This window comes from Methanogenium cariaci JCM 10550, assembly GCF_001315945.1.
Taxonomy (GTDB): Archaea; Halobacteriota; Methanomicrobia; order Methanomicrobiales; family Methanomicrobiaceae; genus Methanogenium; species Methanogenium cariaci.
In genome coordinates, this window is the sequence record NZ_BBBG01000004.1 from 75686 (window position 1) to 102637 (window position 26952).

Sequence of the window (26952 nt, forward strand, 5' to 3'; positions counted from 1 at the left end):
TTTGTTGATGATTATGGAACTCACATCAGCTGTACTTTCGATCTCACGGACGCCCGTGGAGGCGACATGACCGTGGTCGTTACAAACCCGGACGGAAAAACGGGTTGGAGTGTGGACGGATTTACCATTATCGACATAATCCCACCTGAATTGTTATCCATCACCTCCATCTCACCGGATGGTGAGTATGGTATCGGCTCAACCATTGATATCCGTGCCACATATTCCGAAGAACTCAAATCCGGAAGCAGCGTGACACTTTCCCTGAACACCGATGCAGAAGTTACTCTTGACACACTCTCATTTTCTGAGATAAACCCAGTTTCTGTCGCTCGTATTTCCGGTGATACTCTCAGGAGTCCGGCGGGCGTCTTTGTCAGTGGAGATTATGCGTATGTTGCATCCTATAATGGAAATTCCCTGACAATCATTGACATTTCCCGCCCGGAAAACCCGGTGGTAGCAGGTTCCCTTTCAAACGAGAGACTATATGGCGCTTTTGGTGTATATGTCAGCGGGAACTATGCATATGTAACCAGTTCAAATGGCAATTATCTTGAGATAATCGATGTCTCCAGTCCCGCCAGTCCCGCTGAAGTCGGTTCTTTCTCAAATGATCATTTAAGGGGTGCAGCGGGAATTTTTGTCAGTGGCGATTATGCGTATGTGACATCCATGAATGGGAATACCCTCGAGATAATTGACATATCAGACCCGGCAAACCCCCGCGGAAGCAGGGTTTATTTCAAATAACAATTTACAGACAGCATATGACATCTTTGTCGATGGCGATTATGCATATGTCCCCTCCTACAATTCCGGTCTGCTTGAGATCATAGATATATCCCTCCCGGAAAATCCGGTGGGAGCAGGGAATTATTCAAATGACAATTTAAGAGGTGCATCGGGCGTATTCGCCAGGGGGGGTGATTATGCGTATGTGACATCCATGGAAACCGGCACGCTTGCGATCATCAATATCTCAGATCCTGTAAATCCGGTAGAGACAGGTTCCCTTTCAAACGAGAATATGGGTGGTGCATTTGGCGTTTCCGTAACCGGTGATTATGCCTGTGTTGCCTGTATGAATTCCAATACCCTTGCCGTCATTGACATATCCGACCCGGAGAATCCGGTGGAAGCGGCTTCTATTTTCGGTGAACAGATTAATGGACCCATTGGAGTGTCCGTTTCCGGCAAATACGCATATGTCACCGGTATGGGCAGCAATAATCTCGAGATCATCGAGTTGGGAGTTTACGAAGAATTGTCCGGCTCCTATGTTGTTGAACCCGGTCTTAGTACTCCGCTGCTCAATGCCGGGGCCATAGTGTCTCAGCATGCAGAAGACCTTTGGGGGAACATCAACTCCCTCACAACCCTTCCCCCCCTATCAATATTGCCGATGGCAGTGAGATTGCCGTTGACGGAGGGTTTGCACACCCTGTGTTAATTCCCCCCCCTCAGCTTACCCCCCCGGCAAATCAGGACATCATGTTCATCGCCGGATGGGAGGGACACCCCGATTTCCTCTCACTTGACTTCGGCGACGGCACCGCTCCCTATACCTCTTCAACATTTGGAGACGTCACTTCCGTGAATATTAACCACACCTACGTTACGCCCGATACCGAATATACCGCCGTGCTTACGTTATCACGGGATGATGTGGGAGAACAGAGCGTATCAACAATAATATCCGTCATCCAGCAGGTGCCGGAAAAAATTGCTGATGAAACAGCAACACTGGAAATACCCGGCACGGTTATCACTGAGAACGGAGGCAGTCAGCAGATTCTCGTGAATGAGTCCCGTGTGAGAGATGCCGGTGGTGATGCCGGCACGCCGGACAATGTTCTTACCGTTATAAAATCCGACCGGACAATCCTGAGAATCAACACCGAAAGCGCCCCCCCGGTATACCAAAACGGGAATTATACGGGCAATGTAACAGGTGTCACCATGATCCCGCCTGCGGTCAATGCGACCATTGGCGGCGATATCGGTAGAGCAGCAGTTGATTTTTCCGTCACCATGGGTGACTACCAGAGTGAGGCCAGAATCGAGACCAGCATCGGTAAAGAAGTGGCTGATGACGCCCGCAATGCCTTCACCCTTGCATGCCCTGAAATAGAAGAAATTGCCTACACCGTATACTTTACCAAATCCGGATTTACGAATTATTCATCCATTCAGGAAGCCACAATCAATTTCTCAGCGAAGACGTCGTGGGTGAATTCAATCGGCGGTAATGACTGTGTACGAATCGTACGCTGGCTGGATGACGGCACAAGCGTTTCGTATACGCCGAAATTTGTAGGTTTTTCTGGTGAAAATTCAGTATTCCAGGTAACCACCGATGGATTTTCCGTGTATGGTGTGGTTTCCGTGCCACCGGCAGCATCTCCGTCCGGATCTTCCGGGAGCGGCGGCAGTAAAGCCAATGCCGGCGTTGGCCTGATACTCGATCTGAACGCAGGAGAGAAAGCATCCGTCAGTCTGGACAATACCGCCATCACCGATGTGACCGTCTGGCCGGTAAAAGGAATTTCTGAATGTATGGTGACCGTTGAGAAGAAATTGAGTATTCCACAGGATATGGAGCCCAATGCGTCTGTCTATGAATATGACTTCTCAAAATTCTACAAGGCGGAAGTTACTGCTCTCTCAAAGATTGTTTACACATTCAGCATGCCAAAACAATGGCTTACCGCGAACCATACTCTGCCCGGAATGCTGTTTTATGATGAGGAGTCCGGAGAGTGGAACATACTGGCAGTAAATGTGACCGGCGAAACGGATGAATACGTTGTTGCAGAGGCAGAAGCACCGGGATTCGGTTTGCTTGCGATTGTCGGATCAGACACTTCCGGCACAACGGATATCCCCCCCTCGGTAACGGAAGAGATCACACCAATCGTAACCCCCCCGGCACCGGAAGAACCAGGAAGTGAGCCTACACCACAGCCGACACCGGCACCATTCCTGATCGTCATTCCGGCGGTATGCATGGGACTTGCTCTTTATCTGAAGAGACTGTGATTCCGGCAGAAAATCTCTGTTCCTTCTTTTTTTGCATCGTATCGCAAATTCCGGCAGATCCGGTCTTTCGGAATGCCATACAAAAAGAGATCTGCGCATTGCAGATGATCCGGTTGTCACAGGATCACGTTTCTGTCTAAAAAAGTATGTGAGGTGAAAAGAGGTGTGTGTCTGTTTCTTACTCTGCTGCGGTGAATGTCAATATGATCTTCTCTGACGAGTCCTGCACAGTTAAGGTGTCCCCCTCAATCTGGTAACCTGCTGCCGTGTTCAGGAGCTTCAGGTAAGTGCTTTCCTGTGCCATGGTTCCTTCGGGTTCATCGCAGAACATCTTTGTTGCACCAATCATGCCGAAGATGAGTGCATTGCCATCGGTTTCGTAGGAGGCGAAGTAATTGTTACACCCGGCAGATCCTGCGATACCGCCTTCTTCATCGAATGTCAGGGTGATTTCTGTTCCTGCGATGACGGAGACAATTGCTTCATTGCCGTTGTTGTATGAGGTGAGCTCCCATGTGGTTCCGGTCAGGGGCTCGGGTGCCGGGGGCACGGCCATTTTAAAGACCAGCAGAACCGTTCCGTCTGCATCAAAGAGTTTCAGATCATCTCCAACACCACTAAACGTTGCAGTCTCATTGAGCAGTTTCAGATAGATTCCCTCCTGTATCATTGCCTCTTCGGGCCCTGCCATCATGGTGCTTCCGGCCACGCCGAATGTGAGTGCATCGCCATCGGCTTCGTAGGATGCGAAGTATCGGTTAACACCGGCAGAACCTGCGATACGACCTTCTTCATCGAATGTCAGGGTGATTTGGTTCCTGCGATGACGGAGACAATTGCTTCATTGCCGTTGTTGTATGAGGTAAGCACCCATTCGCTGCCCTTCAGGGATTCCGCGGTGACCGGCGGAATCTTTTCAAAGACAAGCAGGACTTTCCCGTCTGAATCGTAGAGTTTCAGTTCATCTCCAACACCACTAAATGTTGCAGTTTCGTTGAGCAGTTTCAGGTATGTGCCCTCCTGTGTCATCAGGTCTTCAGGCCCTGCCATCATGGTGCTTCCGGCTACGCCGAATGTGAGTGCATCGCCATTGGCTTCGTAGGATGCGAAGTATCGGTTTATCCCGGCAGTGCCTGCGATACGGCCTTCATCATCGAATATCAGGGTAATCTTTGAACCTTCGATGACAGAGACCATTCCGTCAGTACCGTTGTCATAGGATGTCAGCTGCCAGTTCGTTCCGTTTAGGATCGGTGCCCGGTCTGTTTTGTTATCTGTTCCATTAATGGCGTCCCCCCCATCCGTGTCGGGGGGATGCGGAAAGGCACCCGGCAGAGAATAGGCAGATTCCCAGCACAAGGGCTGTTCCCATCAGGAATGACCTGCCTGTTTTTCGGTTGTTCTTCTTTACCATACACTATCATTGTCAAACAGAATAGATAAACAAACCTTTGACTTCGAATAAATTGGTAGTCATAAATTGGTTATTTTTTAAAAATATATCCATATTGGCCTTTTTTAATTTGTCCCGAACGCTGCCGGGGCCATTGGACCCCCCCTTCCTGTCGTAACAGAGGATAAGAGGGAAAACATCAAAGTTCACATGAACGATCCCGTATAGCAAAGAGCAGAAGTTCTGTGTGAGCTGAGTGCATAAAACCGTCTGGACATCCCCCCCGTATAAGAATAGACACGATGCATATAGTAATTTATGACGGAAAGGTACCCTGCAAAATGGCAAATAAATACTGATACGCATAGCTTTGTGCAGCTATTCCACAGAATAAATACCACCATGATCCATGAAAGAACAGTGCAGGGATTCATAAATCCAGAACATGATCCATACACTCCGACATCAGTCATAATCCACCTGAATACCTGATCTTCAATAACTGCTGTTGTCTCCTATATTGACACCGCAGGAATGGGTATGTCATGGAGAAGATCTCTTTTTTGTGCCTGAATTCTCTCCTCCCCCCCTTCACATGGTTCTTCACCTGACGATAGTGGTATCACAGCCCACCGTGAATCATCGACATAGCGACATGATTCTGCGATGCTCCCGTTTCTTTAATATATTCAAACGCACTAATGGTGCTGTCCCTCCCTTCCGGCATCACGGAGAATGCTTCAGATGCCGGGCACCCGGAGAGAAAAGAGAGTAAAATGATAACCCGACAGAAGGTGACAAACGCAGACATTGCTGCCATCCTGTATGAGATCTCTGATATATTCAAACTGAAGGGAACGTCGTTTAGATCACAAGCCTATTACCGGGCGGCCCGGAACATCGAGACACTTGATGAGGACATCACTGATATCCATGGCCGGGGGGCGAACTCGAGAGAATTCCCGGCGTGGGAATTTCCATCGCAGAAAAGATACGGACCATAATCGAACAGGGCACACTTCCCTATCTGGACACATTACGCAGAGAACTTCCCAAGGGATTCTACGAGCTGAGAGAGATCGAGGGGGGGATTGGCCCGAAAAAAGCTCTCGTCCTCAACAAAGAACTGGGCATTACCGGAATCGTTGACCTTGAGGCCGCCATAAAGGTAAAAAAGGTACGTAATCTGAAGGGATTCGGGGGGGAACAATCAGAGAAGAATATTCTGGAAAACCTACAGATACAAAAGGAGTGGCATTCACGCTTTCTCCTGGGATTCATTCTCCATGAAGCGGAGGAAATCGAGCAGAAGCTCAGGGCCCACCCGGCAGTTTTGAAGGCCTGTCTGGCGGGCTCCGTCCGGCGGCGAAAAGAGACGATCGGGGGGGATCTGGATATCCTTGTTTCAACCAACAACCCAAAGACAGTATCTGAATATTTCTGCTCCCTCCTGAAGTACAACGGGTGTTGATGAAGGGGGGGCCAAAACGGTCTACGATTGTGATCCAAAAGAACCTTCATGTGGATTTGCGGGTGATACCGCAGGACCAGTTCGGCGCTGCCCTCCAGTATTTCACCGGTTCAAAAGCCCACAACATCCACCTGCGCCAGCGTGCTATAAAACAGGGTTGTAAGCTGAATGAATATGGTCTCTTTGCACGGGATGGGGGGGAGATCATTGCCCGGAAGCGGGAGGAAGATATCTACGGGGGCCCTTGGCCTCGCCTTTATCCCTCCCGAACTCAGGGAAAACAGCGGTGAAATTGAGGCCGCGGAAAAAGGCCGCCTCCCTCATCTTATTGGCTACGGTGATCTGAAAGGCGACCTGCATGTGCACACCCGCTGGAGCGACGGCGCCCACACCATCCGCGAGATGGCAGAGGCGGCACGGGAGCAGAAATACGAATACATCGCCATCTGTGACCATTCCGCAGGACTCGCCATTGCCCATGGCATGACAGACGATAAAATACACAAACAGGCAAAAGAGGTTGCCGAACTGAACCTGGAGATGGATGGCATCACCATACTGCACGGCATTGAGGCGAATATTGACCGGGACGGCAATCTGGATGTCAGAAAGGATGTCCTTGCGGGTCTTGACTTTGTCGTAGCAGGTGTTCACTCCGGATTCCGGCAGCCGGAAAAAAAGATGACCGAACGGTTGCTCACGGCTATCCACCACGATCATCTGGATATGGTCAGCCACCCCCCCACCGGCCGTCTCCTCCAAAGACGGGAGCCATACCAGTTCAATATGGACAGTATCTTTGAAGCAGCGGCCGCGGCACACGTGCTGATGGAAATAAACGCGTTCCCCCCCACCCGGCTTGACCTCTCCGACATACACTCCCGCCGGGCACGGACATATGGTGTTGTGATGGGTATTGGGACTGATGCCCCCCCCACAAAACCGAACATCTCCAATATCTTGATCTGGGCGTCGCGGTGGCCCGCCGGGGATGGCTGGAGACGGGAGATGTGCTCAATACCCGGACGCTTGCGGGGGGGGTTAGGGCGTGGCTGGAACGGTGAGAGCAGTCTGAAAAGTGTGGGATAAGCGGGAGTATTCTGTTTGGACAGTACTTGCAGATAGAACACCCACTCACCAACCGCAAAATCGAAAATGCGTATAAACCTCATCAAATCTGATGCAGTGTCCAAAATAATCCATATCATTCAACCGGACAGCAGAATATGGACTGTTTTTGGCTTTTTTGAGAAAACCAAAATTTATTCGGGTGAAGTATTTGCAAACCGACAAACATAGGTTTTCCAATGGTATAGATTCAAACCGTTGAAATCATACCGTCCATTCAGCCAACCCTCCCTCATGGACAGATGGCTGAAAAATTGGTGAAACAATGGAAGATATAAAACCCATAACAGAATCGGACAAACCGATACAGAATACCCCTTCGTCTAAAATACTACGCGAATCTTTCCGAAAACGATCTACATACAGTCTGGGGGGGATAGATCTCGGATATTCATCGGTTAACGTCTCTTTGATCAATGAAACCGGTCGGATTGCGTTGAGCAAATATGTCCTGCATAAAGGAAATATCCAGGAAACACTGGCAAAGATTCTTGCAGATATATCCATTGCATACAACACGGATACCATCACCACTGGTGCTGTTACCGGCAGTGAACACCGACTAATAACCTCGCACGGATGTATTGAACAGGTAAACGATGTCCCTGCACTGGTCGAGGGAGGCCAGGCAATACAGACGGATCTCTCTTCAATCATTGAAATAGGCGGAGAGTCAGCCAAATACATTACCGGGTTTACCAATACCGACCGTTCGGGAATCAGGATATCAATGAATTCCAACTGCTCAGCAGGAACGGGGTCATTTCTGGAAGAACAGGTATCCCGGCTCAACCTGACTATTGAAGACTATGCCTCCTATGCCGCACGGGCAACATCGATTCCACGAATTGCCGGAAGATGCAGTGTTTGCAAAAACGGACATCATTCACCACCAGCAGGACGGCGTGCCTGTCGAAGACATTCTGCAGGGACTGGCATACGCTTTGATACGCAATTACCGTAGTGCAGTGATAAAAAAACTCCCGCTTGAACGACCCATCCTCCTTGCCGGAGGTGTCGGGAAAAACACGGAGATCGCACGAATCATTGAAGACGTTCTTGAACTCGGGCCGGGCGAACTGGTTGTCCCGGAATACTGCGGTAACGTCAGCGCCACCGGTGCGGCACTCATAGCACAACGCGACAATATGCAGATCAGCTTTGATACGGTCCGAATTAATTCAGGAAAGCCAGCCGTCCCGTACGGCACTGAAAACGGAGATGTGCCGCTTGCCGCTCTCATGCCCTTTGGGAGCGGGGACAGTGAAGGAAAACATTCCTGCAGTCCTTTCCGCCCCCCCACAAGTACAGCCACGGAATGTTATCTTGGTGTTGATATCGGTTCAACCAGTACAAACCTCGTCCTGATGAACAAAGAATCCGAAATCATCTCCTATCGCTACTTAAAGACACTGGGTGATCCCGTCGCAGCAGTGCAAAAAGGGCTAAAGGATCTTCAGGCCGAGGTTGGAGACATGGTGACCATCATCGGGGGGGCAGGGACAACCGGTTCCGGCAGATACCTGATAGGCAAAATGATTGGGGGGGCCGATGTTATCAAAGACGAAATTACTGCACAGGCAACGGCTGCAGCGGCCATTGACAATACCGTGGATACTATATTTGAAATCGGAGGTCAGGACTCAAAATATATCAGCATGCACAACGGTGTCGTAACCGACTTTCAGATGAACAAAATCTGTGCGGCGGGTACAGGTTCCTTCATTGAAGAACAATTAAAAAAGTTCAATATCCCCCCCATCACTGAATTTGGTGACATCGCAATTGCCAGCCAGAATCCGGTCAATCTTGGAGAGAGATGTACGGTCTTCATCGAGACAAGCATCGCCACGCACCTTGCCCGGGGAACGCAGATTGATGATATTGCATCAGGGCTCTGCTACTCTATTGTCAAAAACTATCTGAACAGGGTCGTCGCTCAAAAGCCAATCGGAGAGAAGATCTTTCTTCAGGGAGGAATTGCACATAATCAGGGAGTGGTCAATGCGTTCCGTTCTCTCACCGGAAAAGAAGTGACCGTCCCTCCGTTTTTCAGTGTCACCGGTGCATATGGGGGGGCAGCGATTCTGGCCAGTGAGGAGATGGGAGAGAATAAAACACAGTTCCGGGGGGGATTTGAACCCGGCCTCTCGATTCTTTCTGTTCAGGATACGGAAGACGAGAGTGCAAAAACAACGCAGGAATCACCATTCAATACCAGTGTCAATGAGATCATATTTGAAGGATATGACGGTTCGGTTGATGCATCTAAAAAGACCGTTGGCATCCCCCCCCGGGCACTCTTCACCTATGGTATGTACCCGATGTTCAATGCTTTTTTCAGGGATCTCGGGTTCAATGTGATAATGTCCAAACCTTCCAGTGAGGAGACCATCCGCCTTGGACAGGAATATTCACTTGATGAAACCTGCTATCCGGTGAAACTGATTAACGGTCACGTGGCGGAACTTGTCGAAAAAAAGGTGGACTACATATTCTTCCCCCCCGACCTCTACACGGTTCCCCCCCATCCCGGTTCCCATACCCGACAGGACTATGGATGTCCGTATATGCAGCTTGCCTTTAAGATGGTTAACCGGGCAATGGAGCTTGACAAAAAAGGGATCGTGCTGCTCGCACCCACAATAGGATTCAGCCTTGGAGAAGAGTTTACGATGAACAGCTTCATGGAACTGGGCAGGAAGCTGGGAAAGGGTGCTGAAGAGACGAAGCAGGCGCTTCAGAAAGGGATGGGCGCATATATCGCGTTTGAAGAGCGAATTCAGGCATCCGGAAAGGAGATTATGCAGAATATTTCCCCAGATGAGAAGGTCTTTGTCCTCATTTCAAAGACATATGGTGTTGCAGATCCCGTGCTGAACCTGGGCATTCCTGATCGACTCGCTGATATTGGCTATAAGACAATCCCCTTCTATAATCTGCCGGAATCGGATATCTCACAGGAGCACCCGAATATATACTGGCCGTTCGGCCAGCATATTCTTGAAGCGGCCCAGATAGTCAAAGAACACCCGAACCTCTATGCCATATTTCTGACACATCATGGATGCGGGCCCGATACCGTTTTTTCACATTATTTCAGGGAGATCATGGACAAAAAACCCTACCTGAATATTGAGGTCGATGAACACTCATCCGGTGTCGGTGTGCTTACCCGGCTCGAGGCATTTGTGAACAGTCTCAGGGCAGTCCCCACGGTAGAAGCGGAGAATATGGCAAACTATCCACAACAGGTGGTCCATACGCCTGTAAAGATCTCCACCACCCTGAACGGACTTCCTGAGGGCACAACACTCTATCTGCCAAACATCTCCCCCCCTATGCAGACATAATGAGTACATATCTGAAACAGGCAGGAATCGATGCAAAACCACTTCCCCCAGAGCAATTCCGCCTCGGTGGATGCAGGAAGGAGATATACAGTGACAAACGAGTATTTCTCCATGACCACACTGGCAGGGGGGGATGTTGCTCGCCTTACCAGGTCTCCCGAGATTCAGAAGAACAAAGCAGCACTCTTTATTCCCCCCCAGTATGAAGGGGGGGCAGAAGTAGACGGGCAGTACAGCCGGTTTATCCGAACGATTCTCGATGAAGAGAATAACAGAGAAATTGCCATGGTATCGCCCTACCTGGAGGACATCCTTGCCGGTGACGGTGAATTATGTGAAAATATCTTTTACACTATGCTTGCAGGAGATATTGTTCGGGCTGCACCACCCAATACCAGAATAATGTACCAGGATCTGATCAACGAATGGATTCGCACATCCGACCCTGATATCAAATATCTTGAAGATCTTGCAGATACAGTCAGGTTGGCACAAACCACACGGACCTATGAGAAGACCATATGTGCAATCGGCGAACCGCAGATCCTCTTCAATGACTATACAACAAACCATACCTTCCGGCGGATTGAAGAACGTGGGCACCGCGTAGTCTACGCCCCCCTCTCTGAATACATGTGGATGCTCTGGAGAGACTGCACTGAGCAGATAAATGGGGGGGAAGATGCATGCATCGCAAAGCAAAGACTGCGGCGGCTGGAAGATCACATCTCCAAAATACACACAAAGTTAGGGGGGGAATTCAGTCCGTTTGAACGAAATCTGAACACTCTGGTGGAGAATGCTGATGCGACGATGGGCTACTATGCAGGTGCATTTGGCAGATACCGGGGGGGAGCGAAACTTCTGGGAGACGGGCCGAATGTCGATGGAGCGATAACTGTTGCATCTATGTATGAAAATACCGGGATTGCCCTTGGGATCCTGCACCCGGCCTTTGCAGATGCCAGTACACCTCCGGTGCTGAACCTGACTTTTGACGGCACCCTGAATGAAAATGATGAGACAAAGGTTGAATCCTTCCTCCTTTATTTGTGAACCGTTGATGATGAAGATTCTTCGTGGTGCCGCACCTGTCAGTGTGTGCACCATTCGTTTCATGCACAGGTGTCAGAGACTCTCCTAAAGGTGATATACTGGAAAGTATCCCTGGATAAGAGAATGTCAGTAATAATAATTTGTAATTTGTTATAATCGGATCATAACACTTATCTGATTGGTATGATACAATGTCTATTATCAAACGGTTAGATGTAGACTATTGTGTCGACTACGATCCATTTGTACACCACACAAAGCAACCCAACGAGCAGATAATATGAATAACTTATGGAAATTCAGCCTGGAACCAGGCAAAGACAGAGGATTGCTTACCATCATCATCCTTCACTCAATGGAAAAAGAACCAAAATCAGGATATGACCTTCTCAAAGAGATCGCGGAAAAAACAAACGGGACATGGGTTCCGAATAAGGGGGGGACATTATACCCAATACTCAAATCACTTGAGAAAGAGGGACTCATCCAGGTAAAAGAGGTTGGAAAACGCTCAAAAACGATATATGAACTGACTGAATCCGGAGAAAAAACCATCACCGACTTCAGGAACAAAAAAGAGCAGTCTGAAGATAAACTAAATTTTTTCAAAAAAATGCATCTGGAGATCTTTGGGGGAGGAAAATATCTCTCTCATCTATCTTCTGATGGATATCAGATTCTATGCAGAACACCTCCCGGATGAGAAGAAACAGAAGGCAATCGAGCTTCTGAATGGTGTTTTTGAAGAGATCAAGGAGCTTTAGACCAATCCGACTGAAGAACGGATACGGAGGTACGAATTACAATGGACAGATCATATACATCCTCAGCAGAATCGGGGGCCACGATCCACATTCTGCCGGTGGGGGGGATTATCAAAAACGACGTAAAAAACCCGGCACTTATTGCCAACGAAGACGGACTCAGACTGAATAGCGGTGATGCTTCCTCGCTCCTTAATTTTCAAAATCCATTGGAGAGGCTGTCGGAGATCATCGTCGATGAGGATTTTTCCGATCTCCTCGATGGCATCGATGAATACTCACATATTGTAGTACTCTATTGGGGGGGTCACGAAGTGCCGGAAGAGGGCCGATCCCTGAAACGAGTACATCCCGCTGGCCTCGGTCATTATCCAATGAAGGGAATCTATGCCACATACAGTCCCGCCCGCCCCCCCAATCCTATCCTCATGACCATTGTCCGCCTACGGGAGAGACTGCAAAACCGACTGATAGTATCGGGTCTGGATGCCATTGACAAAAGTCCGGTCATCGACATCAAACCGTATGTAGGAGACCTATTCCCGCAGGATGATGTCAGTGTACCCGACTGGATGCAGAGGATCATGGGGAATTCGAAGAAGAGAGAAATACGCAGAGGATTACAATGAATCAATCAAAACCGAAAGAAAGCGGAACAGCGTTCTGCTCAGGTGTCCTGAATGATCGGACAGTTAAAGAGCTCAGAGAAAACCCGCGAAGGCAATTCACAGAAGCTATTCGAAAGGCAGATACGGCAACCTGTCTGGTAAAAACCGCAGAAATACACGGTCACTATTGTCCGGGGGGGAGTGCACTCGGAGTGATGGCCACATTGTACGGGATGGAACAGCTCCAGGGGGGGAACTGCCTCCATTCCGACGGTATCATGGAGGAACTCCTCGCAATTGTTGAAGTAAATGCCTGTTTCGCGGATGGCATACAGGCTGTTTCCGGGTGCACATTGGGCAATAACTCCCTCATATATCGTGACCTTGGAAAACACGCCGTCACGTTTGCCATTCGTGGAAGAAAGACAGGGGGTACGAGTACAGGTAAGACCGGAATTTCATCTCTATGTCGAAGAGGCTGCGCCGGAATTTTATCCACTGATGGAAAAAGTGATCGTCAACCGTACGGGCACCGCAGAGGAGGAGATACGCTTCAGAGAGGTTGCACGTGAGGCAGCGTTTGCACTGATACAGCTCCCCTTTGAAAAACTGCTCGAGGCAGAGGCCGTCATTCCGGATATTCCGGATTATGCACCGATAACAGGCAGTGTCGTATGTCCCGACTGCGGCGAAGTTCTGATGGCGACAAAAGTCAGGCAACGTGGCCTTCAACGAGGGAAATGCTATATGTGTACCCAAAAGTACATTGAGGTCAATGGCCAGGGAATCGTTGAGCGGGATCTACGGGGATCCAGAAATAAGTCCTGATACCAGGATGGTTCATACTACCGAGTTTGCCTATGGACAACAGACAAATCCAGAAAAACGTGTGCCACACCGGCAGCAGGCACACGCATAAAAAGGGACCGAGCAGTTACTGGATGCATAATCCCGTACGAATTTACCAGGAACTGGACCTCAAAGAGGGGGGGATATCTTCCTGGACATCGGGTGTGGCTCCGGAGATTATTCGGTTGCCGCCGCACGCGAAGTGGGTATGGAGGGGGGGCATGTATATGCAACGGACATCCAACCACATCTCCTCGAAGGTCTGCGCACAAGAGCGGCATCCCTCGATCTTGAGAATCTCACGGCAATTTCCTCTGACATTCGAAAACCCCCCTGCCCTTTGATGATAAAAGCATTGATCTCTGCTTCATTTCCACCGTACTTCACGCAGTCGATCTTGCCGCCATCAGGGAGATGCTGTTTTCGGAGATACACCGTATCCTGAAAACAGGCGGTCGCCTTGTAATCATTGAATGCAAAAAAGAAGAGGCACCGTTCGGTCCGCCTTTATCGATGCGAATCTCTCCCGAAGAAATTGAGGCATCAGTACAGAAATATGGGTTTACACCGGCCGGGCTGATTGATTTCGGGTACAACTATATGATATCATTCGATCTGCAGGGGGGGCAAAACGATGAGGTTTCACACCCTTGCAGTGGTATGCATCCTGATTGCAGCGATATCTGCATCGGGATGCCTCCAGTCGACGGAAAAAACCACGGATGAAATACTCCCCAAGGATCATTTCCGGTCAGTGACCGACAGCCGTGGGGGGGTTGAAGTGATAGTCCCGGCCGACATTGAACGGGTCGCAACGGTATCCGACGGTCTCGTGGAAGAGGTCATGTTCATCCTCGGTGTTGATGACACCCTCATCGGGCTTGGTTCCAACGGACTTCTGTCCGAGTCAGCGTATCAGTATCCTCTTGATGACGGTGGTGAGGCCACAGTAACCGGAGGAAAAAATGTCGCCCTTGTGCTCTCACCGCATCTCAAGGATCTGCCCTTGTTTATTGACTATGGTGTTGCGATGAATGTGGAAACACTCGCTTCCCTGGAACCTGATGTCGTCATCATGCGCTTGCAGTTCCGCACTTCTCGGTGGCAGGGATGAAACGGCACAAAAGAGCATTGATATAATTGAATCCCTCGGCATCCCGGTTGTCGTACTCTACAGCCCGAACTGCTATGAAGATTCGGATCCGACAGCGATATCAGAGGAGATTCGAATCATCGGCCAGGTCTTTGGAGAGGATGAATCGGCAGAAAAGATCATTTCTGGCTTGATTCGCATTCAACGCAGATACGGGAGAGAACACAGGACGTATCCAAAGGGGAAAAACCAACTGTGCTGATCTTCGGTCTCTCTCCCATGCACCGGACAGAGACCGCAGCGGGAATTGCCTGGGGATTAAAGACAACCGAATCATACCTGATCGAAGAGATCATCAATGCAAAGAATGCCTATCGATCCAATACGGGCTCTTTCCAGGTGGTGAGTACTGAACAGGTGCTCTCGATGAATCCGGATGTCATTATTCTTGGGACTGCGGCGGGGGGGTATCATCCCCCCCCGGAGGAGCTATACTGCGCCACATACTACACACATCTGCGTGAACTGAGTGCGGTACAAAACCATCGTGTCACCGCACTCCCCTTTGCGCCCCGAAACGCCGCACAGCGCCTTGAATATCCACTGGACCTGATGGTCATGGCAAAAACCGTGTATCCGGACAGATTTGAGGATGTGAAGATGGATGAATGGATGCTTGCATTCTACAGGGAAGTCTATGGCGTTGATGAAAATATAGCAAAAGAGATCTGTGCGGCCCAGCTGATGAACTGGTGTATAGAGGAGTAGGTCCGGATGACCGGACCAGCATGGTTCGTAGATTTTCTGACCACATGTGGTTTTGAGGATATCGGCGGATTTTCCGAATCCTAATGCCAGACCCCCTCCTTACCGGGGGGGTATCGGGGGGGCAATCACCCGGATGTGCTGTTTGGTGACCCCTGCAAGATGTGGTATACAATTCACATTCATCCGGGCAAAAATCTCATTATCTAATTAAGAAACGTTTAAATAACCCCAAAACATGCTCGCGTCCGGAAATATTGTGTCCACACAGAAGCCCTGAGAGAGCAGATCTCAGTTGAGACGATACATATGTCCTCCAAAAAATATCTGACAACAGCGACCCCTTAATAGTCCCCGGGAAATCGTAATTTTCGTAAATAAAAGGCATTGCAGCGATATTTTCTGTGCACGAATAATGAGCAAAAAATACACCCGTTTTACCCTTGGATTTCCAAACGCAGGGAGTCAGAGAGGGGGGGTGAAGAACATGGATGATGCAGTAATAATCTGGTTTTTGATATTCATCGGATGATCTGCTCATGTGCAGAGGTAATCTTTCGCTTAGTAGCATTTCTACAGAGCCAATCGGTAATGCTGCACATCCCTGTGGGTCTGTTTCACCTCTGATCAGGTTATATATCCCCCCCATCCTCCGGGTGATGTGAATCGCCCCCCCGGGCGCAGCGTAACCGCCCCCCCCGTTGCTAAATGTTTTAATCCCATACAATGCCAGTTCCTCCTCGCTCAGCCCTTCCGGGTCAGGGAGGGCATCAATGGCTATCTTCCATGTCAGGGAGACCTCCTCCCCCCCTTGTTCGTCTCTATCACGTCGATAACAGTAGCATTGCAAAAGGAGTCAGGCGGGATCAGGAAATCCCATCTTGTATAATGGGAGGCATGGGTTGTGGCGGCAAAGGGATTCGTGAATGTCCATTCCCAGTGTACTCGCTGGCAGGTGTTGTCGAGCATCTGCCTGATCACCATTCCGTAATCCGGTTCGGAGTGCCCACCGAAATAATCCGGGTGTTTGGGATAGGGGGGGTTGACGAGAAGGCGGGTGTTGGGGGGGGTATCAATCCTGACCTCTGCGTGTTGTCCGGTGATGGCCCGACAATCACCCTCTTCAGAGTGGGCAGAGACATTTCCTAAAATTCTGCAGGAATGACTCCACCTGTCAACACTCCATGTTGAACCACAGGCAAGGGTGCTGTTCAGGATGACAGTAACATCCGGCTTACCCTCCGCCGTCCACTCAGCCTGCCGGGATGTCACCTCCCCCCCGCCCGTCCATTCCGGTGGTTCACCACATTCAACCGGCTCACCCGCGGTGATACTGATCAAAAATAAGAGAATAGCAACAGCGACGAGTACCGTGATGAATACAAGAATCTTTACCGGTTTTGTGTTCCTGTCCATATTATCGTATTTTCAGTTGGGATGCTTTCGATCTGTTCCGGTGACTGTTTTGGAAATAGATTCAATTCCTTACAAATGATCCGTGTGTTATCCACCACCATAAATATAATTGGCACAGTATGAGTCCTGTGCGAGCGAACCGTATATACAGGATGCTGTCTGGGGGGGGATTTCGATCAGGCCCCATGAAGAATAGACCCTGCGATACGGAAATCGCCATCCATTCTTTGCGAAGGAGCGTCGTCAAAAAAGAATCCGGCGGGATGATTCTGATATCAGTTTCTCCAGCCGTCTGCGGGTACGGTAATGAGAAAGTCTGCTCCCTCTCCTTCGATACCGACTTCCGATATACCGATCTCCGTTATCGAAAGAATTTCCCGTATTAAAAAGAGGCCCACCCCCCCGGTGTTTTTGCCAAAGCCTTCCTTAAATATGGATGATTTAATCTCATCCGGAATGCCGGCGCCATTGTCTTTGCAGTGGATGTGAAGGGATTCTTCCGATCCTCTTTCACAGAATATACTAACACGGGTGGTATGTTCCCCATGACGAACGGCGTTTTCGATGAGATTATAGATCGCTTTGGGAAAAAGAGGATCCGCATAGATTTCAACGTCGCAGGCAGCATCCGTAACAAGTTCAACCGGTGACGTCTCTGCTAATGCACGCATCTCTTTAAAGATCCCCGCAACAGTATACCACTGAGGTTCGTTACTGCCCAACCCTTCATACACTCCGGTAAAGTCAATCATGTTCTCAATCGATTCGAGTTCATTGAGTATGATGGAGACGTATTCCTTTGTCTTATGATCATCTGAATATGAAAGGACTTCAGATGTGAGATAGATGGCCTGAATCTTGTTTTTGATGTCATGTCGCGTGATACGGGTCAGCAGCAATAATTTTTTGTTGGCTACGGTTAACCTTCTCTCGGCATCCATTCTCAGTCTTACTTCATTTTTATATTCAATCCAGCGCCGTACGGAAAATATCATCAGCGCGAATAACAGGATAAATGATGCCACGATGATTTCGTCAAGTTCATACGATTCATACGCGATACACCATATGTAGATCAGTTCAAAGGCATCAACCGAAGCGGCAAGATAAAAGGAGATACTACTGAGGATAAATAATAACAGGACTTCAAGTATTATTTTGTCAGGAAGTGTGTCAAAGAGTCCTTTAATGCCTTTCTCTCTTCCCATATCATATGATTATGAAGTATGGATATAGAGAGGTTATTGTTTAATGCGCAAGAGACGATTCTTTTGAGAATCGCAGATATTCAGCCCAATATTTCATTACGTATGATCTTCATTATCAAATGTCAGTGTGGACAATACTATTTTCCCTTGGAAATGGTTTGGGTCACCCCCCCCTCTGGGTGAGGCGCCTGTCTCCCTCCAGCGCCGCGAGGGCCAGAAGAGCACTCTGTTCCTTGTCCTTTATCTCAAGCATGATGTCAACATCAAACGGACAAACCTCTCCGGTAAACCTGAGAAAATCAGAAATATCAATTGTCGCGGCATGTTTTCCCGGACGACCATCCGGATCCTGACTACTGTAGTCAACCATCGGTATGCCGTCACGCGAATTCCACGTTGCGGCAATGTGTGGATATATCTTTTCCACCGGTTCATCTGAAGAAGAGTTCACCCGGTGATGCAGGGTGTCGAAGATGACCGGGACGCCGGTCTCTGTGTGAACCCGGAGACAGTCTCTGGCTGTATAGCGGCGGTCATCGTTCTCGATGACGAGACGGCGCAGAATCGCCTCTTCGAGGCAGAGATACCTCTCGATGAACCGGGCGATGCTCGCGTCCCGGTCACCGTAGACCCCCCCCGATATGGAGCTGAATCTTTGCGGTCATATCCAGATTGAGCAGATCGAGGACTTCAGCATGGTAGGCAAGTTCATGGACGCTGCGGCCGAAAACCTCCGGGTCTTTTGCATTGAGGAGGATGAACTGGTCGGGGTGCATCGATATCCGCATCTCCCTTTCCCGGATGAATGTCCCGAGGGCGGCAAAGTCCTCCCGGAAGGCGTCCTGCCAGTCGGCGGTGCAGACCGGATGGGAGGCGAAGGGGACGAGATCCGAGGTGATACGAAAAAAGAGGATCCCGTGATCCGCATTATAGCGAAGAATATCTTCAAGGCAGCGGAGGTTTTCTGTTACGGTCAAAAGCAGCCGCTCATCAGTGTAGGACCGGAGGCGGAATGTCCGGCTGCTCCGGCAGGAGAGCGACTGGTTGATGCACGGGTATCCGATTTTCATGTCTTACCTGGGGGGGTGAGCGTGAAAGTGATCCGGCTCTTTCTCTCACATATCATTACTCCGTTCGCCGACGGATTCAGTGAAACGCCATCCGCATCTTGGGTTTCTGCTGCATACCTTCGCTGACCCAGTTCCATGCCTCGTCCCGACGAGCGACGGGAAAGAACCGGACATCAGTGTTCGGGAAGAGGAAGAAATGATCAACATAGTTCAGCCGTTTCTCCCAGTCCGCATCACCAATGATCGCCTCCCGTTCGATGTAGAGCACCCGCGAGTCCTCCCTCACATCGTCATCCATCGCTCCGATATCCTCACTCTGAATATCAGATATGTCAATAAAAAGGCGTATCAAACCATAATTCTTAATCGTCCGGCGCAGCACTGGCATAAAGTCTTCCCGATAATCCTCATCTGTGATCTCGCCGATGAACTGGAATCCGAGCACAGCACCGTGGCTTTCTGGCAGTAATTCGATCATTTTTTCTTTCCCTCCCTTCCCTGGGGGTCACCGGCATGCTGCAGAGATTTCCGGAAGATATCACCGAAGCATCACCACCCGCTTCACTTCTCTGTGCGGATGTGATCCATTCCCCCCCGCATGCCTCTCCCTCTTCCCTATCTTCGCGTCGCCTACCGGTTTTGAGAATGGGTAGAGTGTAATCGGAAGAATAAATATGTTGTTGCTGTGAGGGGGGGAAGACAGGGTTTTGTTCCGGGTCAAAGGACGTGCACATCCGGACTGAAAATATTCTGGCAGATTCCAACCGGAATTAATTACCGGCCGGATCGCAACAGGAGACATCAGGCATAAACGTAATTATAACTGTATCATAATATTATCACCTTTTGTGGGAGGGATGAAATGGCATTAAAAGAGGACCCTGTGAATGAAAGCAGAGATCGCCGCATCATTGATCATTTAAAAAATCCCGTCTGCATCTTTAACAAGAATACCCGGGAGATTACCGAGAGGAATAAACCCTGTTCCGCTCTTTTTCCTGACCCGCAAACAACGGTTGACGCACTGTTCCGGCATAGCAGAACCGAATACGACTCGTTCATCCGTCAGTTGCAGAGGGACCATACCGTCACCGATCTTGAGACATCTCTGGAATACAGAGACAAAACACCCAACTACCTCCGTATTTCTGCATCACTCCTCACCGACGATGAAATTCTTCTGAATATTTCAGACATCACCGAATGGAAAAATCATGAAAAACAAATGCAGATCGAGCGCGATCTCGGACTTGCCCTAGCCTCCTGTTCTTCCGTTCACGAAGCATTAAAAATCTGTTTTGATGTGTTAGTTGCCGTTACCGGGATGGATTGCGGTGGCATATACTTGGTTGAAAAGGAGACCGGTGACTTCGTTCCCGTCTACAAAAGCAACCTCTCGGAGTATTTTGTCAGAACCGTATCCCACTCATTACAAGGCGCCAAAAATACATCACTGGTTCTGGCAGGTTATCCTGTATATTCCGGTTATGATGAGATACAGTCGTCTTCAGACGATGCCGCACGCAAAGAAGGGCTGCATGTCACCGGAATAATACCTGTCTGCCACAACGGTCGGACTATTGGTGCATTTTACCTTGCGTCGCGAAGTCAGGACATGATCCCCCCCGGTCCGGCCCGGAATGAACTTGAACGAATCGCGTCGCAGGTTGGAGGCGTTCTTGTCCGCATTCAGGCGGAGGAAAAGAATGCAGAAAACAAGGCAGATATGCAGGCATTCTTTGACACAATCCCGGAGTTCATATTTGTGCTGGATGCAGAAGGGCGGATACTGCACGCAAATCAGGCGGCGGGGGGGTTTCGTCTTGGTTATCCCGTTGAAGACCTGCTGAAGATGAATGTTCTCGATCTGCACCCCCCGACGGAGAGGAGGGGGGGGAGACACTCACCTATATCGCCGAGATTATGGCAGGAAAAAGGGATTTTTGTCCGATACCCCTGTTTTCACGAGACGGATCTCTGGTAGCGGTTGAAACAAAGGTCACTCCCGGTCGTTGGGGGGGAGGAAATGACGTCCTGTTTTGCATCAGCAGGGACATCACCGAGAGAGAGAAAGCAAAGGAGATCGTCAAAATACATGACTCCATATTAAATGCGGTGAGTTTTGCGGCTCATGGATTTTTACAAAATGACCGGTGGGACGACCGGATTGACGAGGTCCTGAAAGAATTCGGATCTGCGACAGGGGGGGTGGACAGGGTCTACCTCTTCCAGAACCATACCGATATGGATGGCACACTTCTCTGTAGCCAGCGGTTCGAATGGTGTGCCCCCCCGGGTACCGAATCTCAGATCGAAAATCCCGAACTTCTGAATGCTGATTTTAACGCAGCAGGTTTTTCGCGCTGGATACAGCTACTGGAAAAGGGCTGTGTGCTCTCCGGTGACGTGGATACCTTTCCCGAAGGAGAACGAGAACTCCTCCGTTCACAGGGGATCCTTTCACTGGCCGTTGTCCCGGTCATTTCAGACTCTCAGTGGTGGGGGGGATTTATCGGATTTGACGAGTGCAAACGAAGGCGTGAATGGTCTCCGGCAGAGATTGACGCACTATGTGTGGCAGCAGACATCCTTGGTTCTGCCATCCACCAGACGACGATGAAAGAGATGTTCAAACAACCCGTTGAACAGTCACTGGTTGGCACCTATCTCCTCTGTGACGGAATATTTGAATATATCAATCCCCGTTTTGCAGAGATATTCGGATATGATATCGACGAACTGATCCACATCGAAAATATGGAAACCCTGACGTATCCTGAAGACCTGCTGCTTTTTAAGGAACAGATGAGGAGAAGACTCTCCGGGGGGGAGGTCCGGTCTGTACATTATGAATTACGGGGGGGGCTTTCAAAGACGAACGAACTCATCTATCTTGATGCATACGGTTCAGTCATTGAATTCAAGGGAAAAACGGCCATTGTAGGCAATCTGATGGATATTACGGAACGGAAACTCTATGAAAAGGGACTCCGGGAATCACTGGATGAAAAAGTCGTTCTCCTCAATGAAATCCATCACCGGGTCAAAAACAATCTGCAGATCATCTCGGCTTTTATCGAACTGCAGATGATATATCTGGATGACGGGGCAGGTCTTGAAAGCCTTATTGAATGCGACAACCGGATCCTGACCATGGCTCTGATCCATGAGAGTCTCTATAAATCGGATAATTTTTCCTCCATTCCGATGAAGGACCATGTTGATCAGTTAATAAAAACGATTGGGTCTCCTGGCAGCAGGTCCTCTCACCGTTCATATGATCCGGACATCGAAGAGATCATCCTTCCGCTTGACACTGCCATGCCGTGCAGTCTGGTTATCACGGAATTTATCAATATCACTCAAAAATGCATGCCCGATGGAACGGATGAACAACGCATCGGTATCGGCATGCACCGGGAGTCGGATTCCCGGATATCACTGACGCTCCGTGACGACAGTATCTGTCTGCCAGCGGATGTGGGTCCCGGTTCGTCAGATCTGCTCGAACTTGGACTGATTCATCGACTTGTCACAGACCAGTTGAAAGGAACAATCGGAATCTGGACAGAACAGGGGGGGTTAAAAATCACCGTTCAGTTCCCCCCCGATTTGCGGAGATGATGATATGACCGATACAAAGATTATGATTGTCGAAGATGAGGCGGTTATCGCCATGCTTCTGGAAAAGCTTCTCGAAGTTTCGGGATATGCCGTGGCAGGCCCGGTGGCAAACGGGGGGGAAGATGCCATACGACTGGCAGGTTCTGAGAGTCCGGATCTGATTCTTATGGATATCCGCATTGAAGGGAGTATGGACGGGATTGATACGACGATAAAGATTCACGAACAGTATGACATTCCGGTAGTTTTTCTGACCGCCCACTCTGATAGCGATACCTATGAGCGGGCAATGAAGACCGAACCGTATGGATTTCTGCTCAAACCCTTACGGAGAGACGAGTTGAAGTCAGCCATTGATACGGCCATACAAAAACATGAGGGGGGGTCACTCTAAATTCAATGAGGGGAAATTATTTTATTTAAAAATATTCGCTCGACGATGAAAATGGGTTTGCTCCATCCTCCAACCGGGAATAATATCCGGCGCAAAAGACATTTCTGTTATTTGATTTTTGTTTTGAATTCAATAACCAGCAAATCACAATATGCAGTCTTTGCAGTTCTGATTCCCACAATCAATATTGTCAATCTTATAGGTCAGGGCCCACTGTTTGAGATGTTTGATGACGTCTATCAAACCCAGTCCCGCCTCTGTCAGGAAATATTCACTCTTCACCGGAAAGTGCTCTGCATCAACTCGTCTCCCGACAAGACCCTCCTCTTCGAGTTCTTTGAGCCTCTGGGAGAGCACTTTAGAAGTAATTCCGGCAAGCGACTCTTTTAATTCAGAAAATCTTCGCGTATAGTCGTCCCCCCCTTTATAGAGTTCAAAGAGTACCAACAGCGCCCATTTTTTCGTCAGATATTGTGTCGTTTGGTAGACTGTGCAACCCTCGTGCATGGTATATTATGAGAAACTCCCGACTATTTATGTCTTAGTATCCAATGGATATCTTGTATCTAAAATATACTTTGGAGATGAAGAAGATGTTCTGCTATCAATGCGAGGAAGCCGCAAAGGGATGTGGTTGCACGGTACAGGGAGTCTGCGGCAAGGAAGAGTCAACCGCAGCGCTCCAGGACTGCCTGATTTATACTATCAAGGGACTGTCTTTGAGAAATATTGAGGCACGAAAGACAGGAAAAGACAACCCGGTAGTAGGGCCCCCCCTCATTGCTGAGTCGCTCTTTGCCGCACTCACCAACGTGAACTTTGATAACGTTCGCCTCTATGGACTCATCATGGACACCATCGCCATCCGGGACTCCCTCCCGCGAGGTGACTGCACCCATGATGCCTGCACCTGGACACCGGCCACCATCGAAGATGCCATTCAGAAAGGTACCGAAACCGGTGTTCTTGCAACAGAAAACGAGGATGTCCGTTCCCTTCGCGAACTGCTGGTGTACGGTCTGAAAGGCATCGGTGCCTACTACTATCACGTCGTCGCCCTCGGCTACCAGAATGACGGTGTCACTCGGTTTATGGAAGAGGCTCTTGCATCCACACTCTGTGATCTCGAAACGGATGAGATGATTGGACTTGTCCTAAAATGCGGAGAGTGGGGGGGGTAAAAGTGCTCGAAAACCTTGACCGCGCAAACACTTCAACCTATGGAAATCCGGAGATCACCACGGTTGCAACCGCTCCCAACACCAATCCCGGCATCCTTGTCACCGGTCACGACCTGAAAGACCTCGAAGACCTCCTCATCCAGACCGAAGGTACCGGGGGGGTGGATGTCTACACCCACGGGGGGGAGATGCTCCCGGCACATGCCTATCCGGTGCTGAAGAAATACCCGCACCTCATTGGCAACTACGGCGGTTCATGGCCACACCAGAAGAAGGAGTTCGAGAGTTTCAACGGCCCCCCCGTCCTTGTGACAACCAACTGCCTCGTACCGCCCGCAGAGTCATACAAAGACCTGGTGTACACCACCGGGCCCACCGGATTTGCTGGTGTCACACACATCCCGGACGTAGCAGAAGATGAAGGACTTCTCAGCCGTGATTGCCCATGCAAAGACCTGTACCCCCCTCCGACAGATATCAGCGAAAAGAGGGATGGGTATATTGATGAACTTACCACCGGATGTGCCCATCATGCGGTGCTCTCCATTGCAGACGTCGTCGTTGATGCGGTCAAACAGGGTCAGATCCGGAAATTTGTGGTCATGGCCGGCTGTGACGGAAGGCAGAAGGAACGGGAATACTACACCGAGTTTGCACAGGCACTCCCCAAGGATGTCGTCATCCTTACGGCCGGATGTGCAAAGTACCGCTACAACAATCTCGACCTCGGCGATATCGGCGGCATTCCTCGTGTGATTGACGCAGGACAGTGCAATGACTGCTACTCTTTGGTGCTGATTGCAAAGGCTCTTGCCGATGTCTTCGAAACCGATCTGAACGGACTTCCCATCTCGTATAATATTGCCTGGTATGAACAGAAAGCCGTCCTCGTGCTCCTTTCGCTCCTGCATCTGGGGGGGTAAAGGACATCACCCTCGGGCCAAAGCTGCCGGCATTCATCTCGCCCGGCGTGTTGGATGTGCTCGTTGAAAACTTCGGCATCCGGGCAAACACCACGGTGGAAGAAGACCTGAAGCTGATGGCCTGAATAAGATATCAATTCATCACCGGAAAAGAGGACAAAAAGAAATATCCGGAGATTTCAGGAATTTTCATACATATATCCATACCTTTTTTTGCATCCCATTCTGGGAATGAGGGGCGCCAACGGGCATATGCGGTGTGCTATGCCTGATTATCAGAGAATGTATTTTTTCCGGCCGCAAGTGGTGTGCCGGTTTTATTCCGTCCATTCAGTTTATCCCATCCCCCCCCTTTGATTTCCCCCCGGGAAGAAGATCACAACAATCTTCCATTTTTCTTTTTTGAAGAACATAATCCGATGGTATAAATTGTGATGAATATATCTTCTGATTTTTACGAAATATTAATCCACTTATGCGATCTGGTTTTAATTATACTTCCAATCTGGTGAAATCAATGAAATTACAACTGAATCCCGTGATTGCAATTCTCCTCTGTGCATTCGTTGTCCTGTTTCCCGTACAGGCAGCGGGGGCCACAGAGATCAGTGCCGCCCCCCCGCTCAACCCGGATTTAAACAAATCTTTCGACGAAGAGCATACAATGGCTACAGAAACATCGTGGACATGCATCGAATCTCAAAACGATGACAGAAATGAATGGAACAACCTCACGAATACATCACTGGAGACCGATGACCTCATCAGGGCATTCACCACCAACACCCTCCGGGTACCGACGGATAATTATTCTACCATACAGTCAGCGGTTGATGCCGCCGCTGCCGGTGACACAGTCATTGTTGAGAGCGGCACGTATACCGAGAACGTTGCCATCACCACACCCCCCCTTACCCTGCGGGGGGACGGACACCGGCAACGGCCTTCCGGTGATCGATGCATGCGGGAATGGCACCACTCTCTTCATCACTGCAGACGGTGTGACTGTTGAAGGCTTTGAAATGACCGGTGGAGGCGAAAAGTATACGGATGCCGGTCTATGTGTTGAGGCGGACAACGCCAGTCTCATCAACCTCAGTGTCCGGCAAAACGCATATTCGGGAATGGTGGTCAGTGATTCTGCAAACCTCACCATAACCGGATGCAGTGCTGATGATAATGGCGAGTGTGGCACAATTATAGATAATTGTCGCGGCAGCACACTCAACAATTGCAGTGCCAATGAGAATGGCGTGTGTGGCATAGTTATATACAATAGTCTTGACGGCACACTCAACAATTGCAGTGCCGATGAGAATGGCCAGGTTGGTATCCTACTGTCCCGATCTCCGGGTAGTATGCTCAACAATTGCAGCGCCGATGATAATGAAATGGATGGCATCATGATCGAAGAATGCATCAATGTCTTTGAAGCCAGCACCGGTACAATGGGCCTCCCATACGATTCTGACGACATTCTGTCCCTCATTGGGCTGATGGCACAGGTATGGATGACGAAAACCTCTTCAGAGCATCCTCCCGGATTCCCTCATACGATCCCTGGGAGGATGAGCAGGAAATAATTTTCTCAGGAGAAGGAGATACTGATACCCG

The 26952-nt window shown here is 49.5% G+C and carries 32 protein-coding genes and 1 pseudogene; 24 read left to right on the forward strand and 9 right to left on the reverse strand.

What is annotated here, in order from left to right:
• Positions 1-72: 72 nt before the first annotated feature.
• The 3 genes from JCM10550_RS05180 to JCM10550_RS05190 are packed head-to-tail and all read left to right on the forward strand — an operon-like array spanning position 73 to position 3042.
• Positions 73-753 (forward strand): LVIVD repeat-containing protein, encoded by a 681-nt coding sequence (locus JCM10550_RS05180; protein ID WP_218185134.1) that lies wholly within the window; start codon positions 73-75, stop codon positions 751-753.
• Positions 701-1453, forward strand: coding sequence for an LVIVD repeat-containing protein (locus JCM10550_RS05185; RefSeq protein WP_062397482.1), 753 nt, complete (start codon positions 701-703; stop codon positions 1451-1453). The genes JCM10550_RS05180 and JCM10550_RS05185 overlap by 53 nt, the downstream gene beginning before the upstream one ends.
• On the forward strand, positions 1354-3042 hold the full coding sequence (locus tag JCM10550_RS05190; RefSeq protein ID WP_157199947.1) for a PGF-pre-PGF domain-containing protein: 1689 nt from the start codon (positions 1354-1356) through the stop codon (positions 3040-3042). The genes JCM10550_RS05185 and JCM10550_RS05190 overlap by 100 nt, the downstream gene beginning before the upstream one ends.
• Before the next feature lie 178 nt (positions 3043-3220).
• Here the strand turns inward: JCM10550_RS05190 and JCM10550_RS05195 are convergent, their stop codons facing one another.
• Entirely contained in the window at positions 3221-3823 is a 603-nt protein-coding gene (locus JCM10550_RS05195) for an META domain-containing protein (RefSeq protein WP_245618783.1), read from the reverse strand.
• 20 nt (positions 3824-3843) lie between these two features.
• The gene (locus JCM10550_RS05200; RefSeq protein ID WP_062397488.1) at positions 3844-4401 is read right to left on the reverse strand and encodes an META domain-containing protein; all 558 of its coding nucleotides are present in this window, start codon (positions 4399-4401) and stop codon (positions 3844-3846) included.
• Between the two features lie 810 nt (positions 4402-5211).
• On the opposite strand from JCM10550_RS05200, the gene JCM10550_RS22055 reads away from it, so the two are divergent.
• From JCM10550_RS22055 to JCM10550_RS22080, 11 genes and pseudogenes are all read left to right on the forward strand, one after another.
• The gene (locus JCM10550_RS22055) at positions 5212-5439 is read left to right on the forward strand and encodes a helix-hairpin-helix domain-containing protein (RefSeq protein ID WP_245618764.1); all 228 of its coding nucleotides are present in this window, start codon (positions 5212-5214) and stop codon (positions 5437-5439) included.
• Entirely contained in the window at positions 5403-5906 is a 504-nt protein-coding gene (locus JCM10550_RS22060; RefSeq protein ID WP_245618765.1) for a hypothetical protein, read from the forward strand. Before JCM10550_RS22055 ends, JCM10550_RS22060 begins: the two co-directional genes overlap by 37 nt.
• Entirely contained in the window at positions 5906-6196 is a 291-nt protein-coding gene (locus tag JCM10550_RS22065) for a hypothetical protein (RefSeq protein ID WP_245618766.1), read from the forward strand. The genes JCM10550_RS22060 and JCM10550_RS22065 overlap by 1 nt, the downstream gene beginning before the upstream one ends.
• Positions 6114-6995 (forward strand): PHP domain-containing protein, encoded by an 882-nt coding sequence (locus JCM10550_RS22070; RefSeq protein ID WP_245618767.1) that lies wholly within the window; start codon positions 6114-6116, stop codon positions 6993-6995. Before JCM10550_RS22065 ends, JCM10550_RS22070 begins: the two co-directional genes overlap by 83 nt.
• Positions 6996-7470: 475 nt before the next feature.
• Positions 7471-7998, forward strand: a complete 528-nt coding sequence (locus JCM10550_RS20440) for a hypothetical protein (RefSeq protein WP_245618768.1) — start codon at positions 7471-7473, stop codon at positions 7996-7998.
• Complete coding sequence (locus JCM10550_RS20445; RefSeq protein ID WP_218185136.1) at positions 7898-10387, forward strand: acyl-CoA dehydratase activase; 2490 nt, start codon at positions 7898-7900, stop codon at positions 10385-10387. Before JCM10550_RS20440 ends, JCM10550_RS20445 begins: the two co-directional genes overlap by 101 nt.
• Positions 10388-10477: 90 nt before the next feature.
• The gene (locus tag JCM10550_RS20450) at positions 10478-11443 is read left to right on the forward strand and encodes a hypothetical protein (RefSeq protein ID WP_218185137.1); all 966 of its coding nucleotides are present in this window, start codon (positions 10478-10480) and stop codon (positions 11441-11443) included.
• A gap of 280 nt (positions 11444-11723) precedes the next feature.
• Positions 11724-12146: a PadR family transcriptional regulator gene (locus tag JCM10550_RS05215; RefSeq protein ID WP_245618769.1), complete on the forward strand. Its 423-nt coding sequence runs from the start codon at positions 11724-11726 to the stop codon at positions 12144-12146.
• 102 nt (positions 12147-12248) lie between these two features.
• The gene (locus JCM10550_RS05220) at positions 12249-12836 is read left to right on the forward strand and encodes an SAM-dependent methyltransferase (protein WP_062397490.1); all 588 of its coding nucleotides are present in this window, start codon (positions 12249-12251) and stop codon (positions 12834-12836) included.
• Positions 12837-13048: 212 nt separating this feature from the next.
• A pseudogene (locus JCM10550_RS22075) lies at positions 13049-13183 on the forward strand (FmdE family protein); the annotation flags it as partial.
• Positions 13184-13229: 46 nt separating this feature from the next.
• Positions 13230-13643, forward strand: a complete 414-nt coding sequence (locus JCM10550_RS22080; RefSeq protein WP_245618789.1) for a hypothetical protein — start codon at positions 13230-13232, stop codon at positions 13641-13643.
• A gap of 198 nt (positions 13644-13841) precedes the next feature.
• Here JCM10550_RS22080 and JCM10550_RS22085 read toward each other — a convergent pair whose 3' ends face one another.
• Positions 13842-14099, reverse strand: coding sequence for a hypothetical protein (locus JCM10550_RS22085; RefSeq protein ID WP_062397492.1), 258 nt, complete (start codon positions 14097-14099; stop codon positions 13842-13844).
• A gap of 199 nt (positions 14100-14298) precedes the next feature.
• On the opposite strand from JCM10550_RS22085, the gene JCM10550_RS22090 reads away from it, so the two are divergent.
• Complete coding sequence (locus JCM10550_RS22090; RefSeq protein ID WP_245618770.1) at positions 14299-14778, forward strand: hypothetical protein; 480 nt, start codon at positions 14299-14301, stop codon at positions 14776-14778.
• A 189-nt stretch (positions 14779-14967) separates the two neighbouring features.
• Positions 14968-15525: a hypothetical protein gene (locus JCM10550_RS22095; RefSeq protein ID WP_281175274.1), complete on the forward strand. Its 558-nt coding sequence runs from the start codon at positions 14968-14970 to the stop codon at positions 15523-15525.
• Between the two features lie 786 nt (positions 15526-16311).
• Here the strand turns inward: JCM10550_RS22095 and JCM10550_RS05240 are convergent.
• The 5 genes from JCM10550_RS05240 to JCM10550_RS05255 all read right to left on the reverse strand — a co-directional run bounded on the left by JCM10550_RS05240 (position 16312) and on the right by JCM10550_RS05255 (position 19694).
• The gene (locus JCM10550_RS05240) at positions 16312-16938 is read right to left on the reverse strand and encodes a hypothetical protein (RefSeq protein ID WP_062397494.1); all 627 of its coding nucleotides are present in this window, start codon (positions 16936-16938) and stop codon (positions 16312-16314) included.
• Positions 16939-17213: 275 nt separating this feature from the next.
• The gene (locus JCM10550_RS05245; protein ID WP_062397496.1) at positions 17214-18146 is read right to left on the reverse strand and encodes a HAMP domain-containing sensor histidine kinase; all 933 of its coding nucleotides are present in this window, start codon (positions 18144-18146) and stop codon (positions 17214-17216) included.
• A 163-nt stretch (positions 18147-18309) separates the two neighbouring features.
• Complete coding sequence (locus tag JCM10550_RS22100; protein ID WP_245618784.1) at positions 18310-18741, reverse strand: hypothetical protein; 432 nt, start codon at positions 18739-18741, stop codon at positions 18310-18312.
• 25 nt (positions 18742-18766) lie between these two features.
• A complete protein-coding gene (locus tag JCM10550_RS22105) occupies positions 18767-19216 on the reverse strand; it encodes a hypothetical protein (protein ID WP_245618772.1) in 450 nt (149 codons plus the stop codon).
• Between the two features lie 76 nt (positions 19217-19292).
• Positions 19293-19694: an STAS/SEC14 domain-containing protein gene (locus tag JCM10550_RS05255; RefSeq protein WP_062397498.1), complete on the reverse strand. Its 402-nt coding sequence runs from the start codon at positions 19692-19694 to the stop codon at positions 19293-19295.
• A 384-nt stretch (positions 19695-20078) separates the two neighbouring features.
• Between JCM10550_RS05255 and JCM10550_RS05260 the strand changes: the two genes are divergently transcribed.
• Genes JCM10550_RS05260 through JCM10550_RS05270 form a run of 3 tightly spaced genes read left to right on the forward strand, consistent with a single transcriptional unit; the run spans position 20079 to position 23234 of the window.
• Complete coding sequence (locus tag JCM10550_RS05260; RefSeq protein ID WP_062397500.1) at positions 20079-21200, forward strand: PAS domain-containing protein; 1122 nt, start codon at positions 20079-20081, stop codon at positions 21198-21200.
• Positions 21140-22840: a histidine kinase dimerization/phosphoacceptor domain -containing protein gene (locus tag JCM10550_RS05265; RefSeq protein ID WP_062397502.1), complete on the forward strand. Its 1701-nt coding sequence runs from the start codon at positions 21140-21142 to the stop codon at positions 22838-22840. Before JCM10550_RS05260 ends, JCM10550_RS05265 begins: the two co-directional genes overlap by 61 nt.
• Positions 22841-22844: 4 nt before the next feature.
• Positions 22845-23234 (forward strand): response regulator, encoded by a 390-nt coding sequence (locus JCM10550_RS05270; protein WP_062397504.1) that lies wholly within the window; start codon positions 22845-22847, stop codon positions 23232-23234.
• A gap of 144 nt (positions 23235-23378) precedes the next feature.
• Here the strand turns inward: JCM10550_RS05270 and JCM10550_RS05275 are convergent, their stop codons facing one another.
• Positions 23379-23741, reverse strand: coding sequence for a helix-turn-helix domain-containing protein (locus tag JCM10550_RS05275; RefSeq protein WP_062397506.1), 363 nt, complete (start codon positions 23739-23741; stop codon positions 23379-23381).
• Between the two features lie 86 nt (positions 23742-23827).
• On the opposite strand from JCM10550_RS05275, the gene JCM10550_RS24420 reads away from it, so the two are divergent.
• The 5 genes from JCM10550_RS24420 to JCM10550_RS05290 all read left to right on the forward strand — a co-directional run bounded on the left by JCM10550_RS24420 (position 23828) and on the right by JCM10550_RS05290 (position 26921).
• Positions 23828-24415, forward strand: a complete 588-nt coding sequence (locus JCM10550_RS24420) for a hypothetical protein (protein ID WP_281175264.1) — start codon at positions 23828-23830, stop codon at positions 24413-24415.
• Between the two features lie 2 nt (positions 24416-24417).
• Positions 24418-25338: a hydroxylamine reductase gene (gene hcp / locus JCM10550_RS24425; protein WP_281175265.1), complete on the forward strand. Its 921-nt coding sequence runs from the start codon at positions 24418-24420 to the stop codon at positions 25336-25338.
• 47 nt (positions 25339-25385) lie between these two features.
• A complete protein-coding gene (locus JCM10550_RS24430) occupies positions 25386-25463 on the forward strand; it encodes a hypothetical protein (RefSeq protein ID WP_281175275.1) in 78 nt (25 codons plus the stop codon).
• Between the two features lie 392 nt (positions 25464-25855).
• Positions 25856-26350, forward strand: a complete 495-nt coding sequence (locus JCM10550_RS19525; RefSeq protein ID WP_062397508.1) for a hypothetical protein — start codon at positions 25856-25858, stop codon at positions 26348-26350.
• Positions 26289-26921 (forward strand): right-handed parallel beta-helix repeat-containing protein, encoded by a 633-nt coding sequence (locus JCM10550_RS05290; protein ID WP_172673773.1) that lies wholly within the window; start codon positions 26289-26291, stop codon positions 26919-26921. The genes JCM10550_RS19525 and JCM10550_RS05290 overlap by 62 nt, the downstream gene beginning before the upstream one ends.
• Positions 26922-26952: the final 31 nt, after the last annotated feature.